The sequence below is a fragment of the Amycolatopsis sp. NPDC003861 genome (genome assembly GCF_053605405.1).
Genome location: NZ_JBSGJD010000395.1, coordinates 1 through 5,916, shown reverse-complemented (window position 1 = coordinate 5,916; position 5,916 = coordinate 1). Strand labels below are relative to the sequence as shown.

General features: G+C 71.1%; 6 protein-coding genes. 2 read left to right on the top strand and 4 right to left on the bottom strand.

Features of this window, described 5'->3' with window-relative positions; genetic code table 11:
• From ACWEVN_RS45935 to ACWEVN_RS45925, 3 genes are all read right to left on the bottom strand, one after another.
• The coding region (locus ACWEVN_RS45935; RefSeq protein WP_452055467.1) for an NAD(P)-binding protein at positions 1–967 on the bottom strand (967 nt) is incomplete at its 3' end.
• Positions 967–2,430, bottom strand: a complete 1,464-nt coding sequence (locus ACWEVN_RS45930; RefSeq protein WP_452055466.1) for a flavin-containing monooxygenase — start codon at positions 2,428–2,430, stop codon at positions 967–969. The genes ACWEVN_RS45930 and ACWEVN_RS45935, both read right to left, overlap by 1 nt.
• Before the next feature lie 75 nt (positions 2,431–2,505).
• The gene (locus ACWEVN_RS45925; protein ID WP_452055465.1) at positions 2,506–3,600 is read right to left on the bottom strand and encodes a winged helix DNA-binding domain-containing protein; all 1,095 of its coding nucleotides are present in this window, start codon (positions 3,598–3,600) and stop codon (positions 2,506–2,508) included.
• 80 nt (positions 3,601–3,680) lie between these two features.
• Between ACWEVN_RS45925 and ACWEVN_RS45920 the strand changes: the two genes are divergently transcribed.
• Entirely contained in the window at positions 3,681–4,736 is a 1,056-nt protein-coding gene (locus ACWEVN_RS45920; protein WP_449685864.1) for an AraC family transcriptional regulator, read from the top strand.
• On the opposite strand, the gene ACWEVN_RS45915 is transcribed toward ACWEVN_RS45920, so the two are convergent.
• Positions 4,657–5,328, bottom strand: a complete 672-nt coding sequence (locus tag ACWEVN_RS45915; protein WP_449685863.1) for a TetR/AcrR family transcriptional regulator — start codon at positions 5,326–5,328, stop codon at positions 4,657–4,659. The genes ACWEVN_RS45920 and ACWEVN_RS45915 overlap by 80 nt on opposite strands.
• 193 nt (positions 5,329–5,521) lie before the next feature.
• Here ACWEVN_RS45915 and ACWEVN_RS45910 point away from each other — a divergent pair, with 193 nt between their 5' ends.
• The gene (locus ACWEVN_RS45910) at positions 5,522–5,833 is read left to right on the top strand and encodes a hypothetical protein (protein WP_310977564.1); all 312 of its coding nucleotides are present in this window, start codon (positions 5,522–5,524) and stop codon (positions 5,831–5,833) included.
• The last annotated feature ends 83 nt before the right edge of the window (positions 5,834–5,916 follow it).

Sequence of the window (5,916 nt, the reverse complement as noted above, 5' to 3'; positions counted from 1 at the left end):
CCGGCTCCACGTGCGTCACCTCGTCCGGGTGGATCGACGACGTGATCGCGACACCCCGCGAGTAGTCCGTGTCCGCGCGCAGCGACCGGGCCGCCAGCACCGCCTCCGAGTTCGTGCGGGCCAGCAGCCCGAGCCGAGAGGAAACGAGCGGCAGTGTTCCGGTGTCCCGCATCCGGTGCAACAGCCGTTGCGTGCCCAGTGCCGCCGCGGAGAACACCACCTGCGTCGCGGTGAACGTCCGGCGCGAGAAACCGCCGGTCCGGCGCGTGTCCACCGCGTACCCGCCGTCGATCGGCCGGACCGTCACCGCCGTCGTCAAGGGGTGCACCACGGCGCCCGCTCGCTCGGCCAGGTACAGGTAGTTCTTCACGGTCGTGTTCTTCGCCCCGACCCGGCACCCGGTCATGCACTCGCCGCACAGCGTGCAGGACGTGCGCGCCGGACCGGCGCCGCCGAAGAACGGGTCCACCCCGGACTGTCCGAAGTAGACGCCGACCGGGGTGCGGCGGTACGTGTGGCCGATGCCCATGTCGTCGGCGACGTCCTTCAGCACCCGGTCCGCGGCCGTCGTCGCCGGGTTCTCGACCACGCCGAGCATCCGCTTCGCCTGGTCGTAGTACGGCGCCAGCTCGGCCTTCCAGTCGGTGATGTGCGCCCACTGCGGGTCTTCGTAGAAGCCGTCCGGGGGCTCGTACAGCGTGTTCGCGTACACCAGCGAGCCGCCGCCGACGCCGGAGCCGCTCATCACGAACGTGTTCTTCAGCAGCGTCAGCCGCTGGATGCCGAAGCAGCCCAGTGCCGGCGCCCACAGGTACTTCCGCACCCGCCAGGACGTCTTCGCGAACTCGTCGTCGGCGAACCGGCGGCCGGTCTCCAGCACGCCGACGCGGTAGCCCTTCTCGGTCAGCCGCAGCGCCGTGACGCTGCCGCCGAAGCCCGAACCGATCACCAGGACGTCGTAGTCCATCAGCCCGCCACCCGGTAGTCGGCGACGTCGAAGCGCCGCGTCCGGCGGTCGTACTCGGTGACCAGGCCGGGCCAGTTGGTCGTCACCCGGCCGTCCGCCTGCCGGTACCAGCTCGTGCAGGCGCTCCACACGCTGTGGCCCAGCCGCCGCTGCACCTCGCGGTCGTACCGGTCTTCGACCTCCGGTCGGACGTCCAAATAGGACACCCCGGGTCGCGCGAGCCGTTCCACCGCCTGGCGGATGTAGCGCGCCTGCCGCTCGATCATGTAGATGATGGACCCGGCGCCGAGGTTCGTGTTGGGGCCGTAGACGCAGAAGAAGTTGGGGAAGCCGGGCACGGCCATGCCCAGGTACGCCCGCGCGCCGCCGGACCACTCGTCGTCCAAGGACCGCCCGCCGAGGCCACGCACCTCCATCCGGCCGAGGAACTGCGTCGCGGCGAAGCCGGTGCCGTAGACCAGGACGTCCGCCTCGATTTCGGTGCCGTCCTCGACGCGCACGCCCTTCTCGGTGATCTCGGTGATCCGCCGCGTCTCGACGTCGACGTCCGGCTGGGCCAGCGCGGGCAGGTAGTCGTTGGTGAAGAGGATCCGCTTGCAGCCCAGCGGGTACGAAGGCTTGAGCTTGGCCCGCAGCTCCGGGTTCTTGATGTGCCGGCGCCGCAGCTGCGCGGTCCGCAGCTCGAACATCTTCGCCAGTACGGGGTGGCGCGTCATCGCGTACGTGGCGTACTCGGCGAGGAGGAAGATCCGCAGCCGGCCGACCAGCTGGGTCGGCGGCAGGTGCTCGAACAGCCAGTGCTGCCACCGCCGGTAGCTCGGATCGGACTTCGCCATGACGTACGGCGGCGTGCGCTGGAAGACCGTGACGTGCTGCGCGCGTTTCCGCAGCTCGGGCACGAACTGCACGGCGCTGGCCCCGGTCCCGATGACGGCGACGCGCTTGCCGGTCAGGTCCACGTCGTGGTCCCACCGCGCGGAGTGGAAGGCGTCGCCGGCGAAGCTTTCCCGGTTCGGGATGTCCGGCAGCACCGGCCGCGACAGCTGCCCGACGGCGGGCACGAAGACGTTCGCTTCGAAGGTCTCCCCGGTGCGGGTTTCGACGCGCCAGAGCCCGCGGTCCTCGTCGAACGCGGCCGAGGTGACCTCGCGGTGGTACCGGATGTGCGGCTCCAGGCCGTACTTCGCGATGACGCGCCGCAGGTAGGCGAGGATGTCGGGCTGGTACGAGAACCGCTTCGGCCACCGCGGGTTGGGCTCGAAGGAGAAGGAGTACAGCGGCGACGGGATGTCGCACGCGGCACCCGGGTAGGTGTTGTCCCGCCAGACGCCACCGGGCTCGGCCGCGCTTTCGAGGATCGTGAAGTCGGTGAACCCCGCGCGCTTGAGCTCGATCGCCGTCCCGATGCCGCCGAACCCGGTGCCCGCGATCAGCACCGACGGCCCCTTCGCCGAACCAGTCATGCCCGGAAAGCTACGGACTCCGCGCCTGTGACAACAGGCCACGAACGGTCACTCAATCGAGATTTCCGGCCAGCCTCACGTCGGCGGGTGCACGCGCACCTCGTGCGTCTCGGCCCTCGCCTCCGCCCACTTCACCAGCTCGCCCGCCGACTTCTCCAACGTCGTCACGTCTCGCTTCGGCAGCTTCTCGAACGGCGACAGCTCGATCACCGCCGCCTTCTTCGTCGCCTTGATCTCCCAGAAGCCGCACACCTGGCCGCCGACCAGGAGTGTGCCCTTGACCAGGCCGTTGTGCGAGATCACGCGCTTGCGGTACCCGTCCGAGATGACCCGTGTCCGGTCTGCGTACGACAGGATCGTCTGGTCGAACGGCCCCAGCAGCCGCGGCGGCGCCGGGACGTCCTCGTCCGGCACCGTCAGCTCCGGCAGGTCCAGCAGCTCGCGGCCGTCCGGGTCGCGGTAACGCCGAAGGTCCATCGAAGAAGCCACCTCGCCCAGACGGGTGATTCCCGCCCACGTCTGGACGTCCGCCACCGTGGCCGGGCCGAACGCGCGCAGGTACCGCGAGATCAGCGAAGCCGGGTCCGGAGGGGGGAGTGGAGCGCCCACCCACTCGTCCAGGCACGCGTACGTCGTCTGCCCGGCCTTGCCCCAGATCGCCCGCGGCGGCGTCTGCACCAGTGGCAGCCGGCCCCGGGCCAGGTGGGTCAGGGAGGACGGCGGGGCGTCCCAGGTGCGGGCCAGCTCGGCGCCCAGCGCGTTGCCCGGCATCGGGCCGCCGAGGAGCAGCTTCCGCGCCGCTTCGGCGACGAGCTCGTGGTCGAGCCCGGCCAACGCGGCCGCGTGCAGCGTGTTCTGCTTCAGGTCGCGGTCGTAGATTCCCTGGACGACCGGCCGCCACGCCAGCGCGTCCGCCGCCGTCACCAGGTGGACCGTGCCGCGCATCAGCGCGATCCGCACCACGCGCCGGCTCTCGAGCAGCTCGACCAGGTCCGCCGGCCGGAACCCCTCCAGCCGCGACCACAGCCCGAAGTACGGCGGGAAGGGTGCCTGCGCCTGAAGCCCGGCCAGGTGCTCCACCGCGTCGAAGGCGGACATCTTCGCCCGGCGCAGCAGCAGCTGGCGCTCCAGCGTGGCGCGGTTGAGGGCTCGTCGGCTCAAGGTCTGCACGCCGTCACCCTAACGATCACTCCGGACAATTCCGGTCCTCGATTGGACACCTTCTCCCGGCGTGATCCAGAATTCCGGCCATGGCCGAGCTCGCCGCGCCCGCCGTCGGGGACTGGGACTTCCCCCGCGGCACCGCGAGCATCGAGCTGATGACGCGGTTCGCCGCCGAGCGCGGCCTGCCGCCCGGACAGCTCCTGGCCGCCACCACGCTGACGCCGGAGCTGCTCGCCGATCCGGCCGTCCAGGTCGACGCGCGTCAGGAACTGGCCGTCGTCCGCGCGCTGGCCGTCCTGGACGGATCCGACGCGACCGCGCTGGCGCTGGGGCGCCGCTACCGCGTCACCACCTTCGGCATCTTCGGGTTCGCCTGCATCAGCAGCCCGACGCTGCGCGACGCGATGCTGTTCGCCCTCCGCTACTTCGACCTGAGCTTCGCCTTCTGCATCCCACACGTCGTCCTCGGCGCCGACCGGCTGACCCTGGAGCTCGACGACAGCCGCGTGCCTGCCGACGTCGCCCGCTTCCTCGTCCTGCGCGACCTGGCCGCGATCTTCGCCGTGATGCGCGACCTGCTGCCCGAGATCGCCCTCGACGAGCTGACCTTCCGGCACGAAAGCCCCACGCCGGAGCCGTATTTGGCCGCGTTCGGCATCCGGCCGCGCTTCGGCGCCGACGCCTGCCGGGCGACGCTCGACCCGGCGCTGCTGAGCCGGCCGCTGCCGCAGGCCAACGACCAGACCGTCGCCCTGTGTGCCGCGCAGTGCGAAGCGCTCGTCACGCGGCGGCGGCAGCGCTCGGGCATTTCGCAGCAGGTGCGCGAGCGGCTGGTCCGGCTCGGCGGCGTCGACGCGGGGATGGACGAGATCGCCCGGCAGCTGACGCTCAGCACGCGCACCCTGCGCCGCCGCCTGACCGAGGCCGGCACGAGCTACCGGGCGCTGGTCGACGAGGTCCGCCAGACGCTCGCCGAAGAGCTCCTCGACACCGGCGTGCTGTCGGTCGAGGACGTCGCCTACCGGCTCGGGTACGCCGAGGCGTCGAGCTTCATCCACGCGTTCAAGCGCTGGACCGGGCTGACCCCGGCGGCGTTCGCCCGGCGCTTCCGCGCCGCTCGGCGAGAACCGCCGGGTAGGTGAGCTTCAGCAGGTTGAGCAGCGAATCGGTGAGGAAGGTGCGCAGGGCCGCCCGGTCGAGCGTGCCGCGGATCAGCCACTCCCGCGACGCCGCGCGCAGCATCCCGCCGAACGACCGGATCATCGCCCGGAGTTCCTCGCGGCCCTCGGTCACGCCGGTCATCAGCGCGGCTTCCAGGACGCGGTCGGCGGCGATCTCGTCGGCCTCCAGCATGATCCGCTCGATCTCGGGGTCCCGCCCGGCCGACTCCGGCCCGATCACGGTCAGCCAGGCGTCGCGGTTGCGGTCCACCACCTCGATCCAGCGTTCGACGCCGATCGCCAGCCGCTGCTCCATCGTGGTGTCCGGCAGCGCTTCGGTGACCGGCGCGGGCACGATCATCAGCTGCCGCACCACTTCCAGGTACAGCTCGCGCTTCCCGCCGAAGTAGTGGTTGATCAGCGGGCGCGCCACCCCGGCGGCCGCGGCGATGTCCGAAGTGGACACCGAGGCGTAGCTGCCCGCGCCGAACAGGTGCCGGGCGGCGGCGAGGATCTCCGCACGCCGTTCGGCCGGTTCGAGCCGGCGGCGCCGCGGCCGGGTCCCACTCGTCATCCGCTCAGCCTCGCGGGGGATCGGCACGCTGTCAACAAGTAGTTGACCCGTCGTCAAAAGAGTGACTCCGGTGGCGGGCAAGCGGTGTTTCGCGCCAACCTTTGTCGTTACGCAACCGGAACAACCGGCCGGTAACTTCCCGGCACCCGGATGCGACGAGACGGCAGGGGGCCCGGACCGGGGGTAGGAGCAGATGAACGAAGAAGGCGCGCCGATCCGGCCGGCGGGACGCTGGGTGAGCGTCCGCCTGCAGCATCGCCACGTCAGCTTCGACGAAGGGTTCGAAGCGGACGAGCCGCTTCCGGACGGCGACTGCGCGGACGAGGCTTCGCTGTCGTACTCGGGAATCGTGATTTCCAGTTACGACCGGGGCGAGAAGGTCTCCGAGCGCTGGATCCCGCTGGGCGTCGACCCGTCCGAAGCGGACGACGAGCGGTTGATCGGCCAGCTGCGGGAGGCGCTGCTGTGGCAGGCGGGCCGTCCCCCGCAGACCGCGGAGGACTGACCCGCCCGGGCGCACCCTTCAAGCGCCCCAATGTGGCGTTGGTTGCGTCCAACGCACCGAACGCCACATTGGGTGCGTTGGAC

Coding starts and splice junctions, on each gene's coding strand:
- ACWEVN_RS45930 (WP_452055466.1), bottom strand. CDS start 2,430: ATGACTGGTTCGGCGAAGGGGCCGTCGGTGCTGATCGCGGGCACCGGG.
- ACWEVN_RS45920 (WP_449685864.1), top strand. CDS start 3,681: ATGGCCGAGCTCGCCGCGCCCGCCGTCGGGGACTGGGACTTCCCCCGC.
- ACWEVN_RS45915 (WP_449685863.1), bottom strand. CDS start 5,328: ATGACGAGTGGGACCCGGCCGCGGCGCCGCCGGCTCGAACCGGCCGAA.
- ACWEVN_RS45910 (WP_310977564.1), top strand. CDS start 5,522: ATGAACGAAGAAGGCGCGCCGATCCGGCCGGCGGGACGCTGGGTGAGC.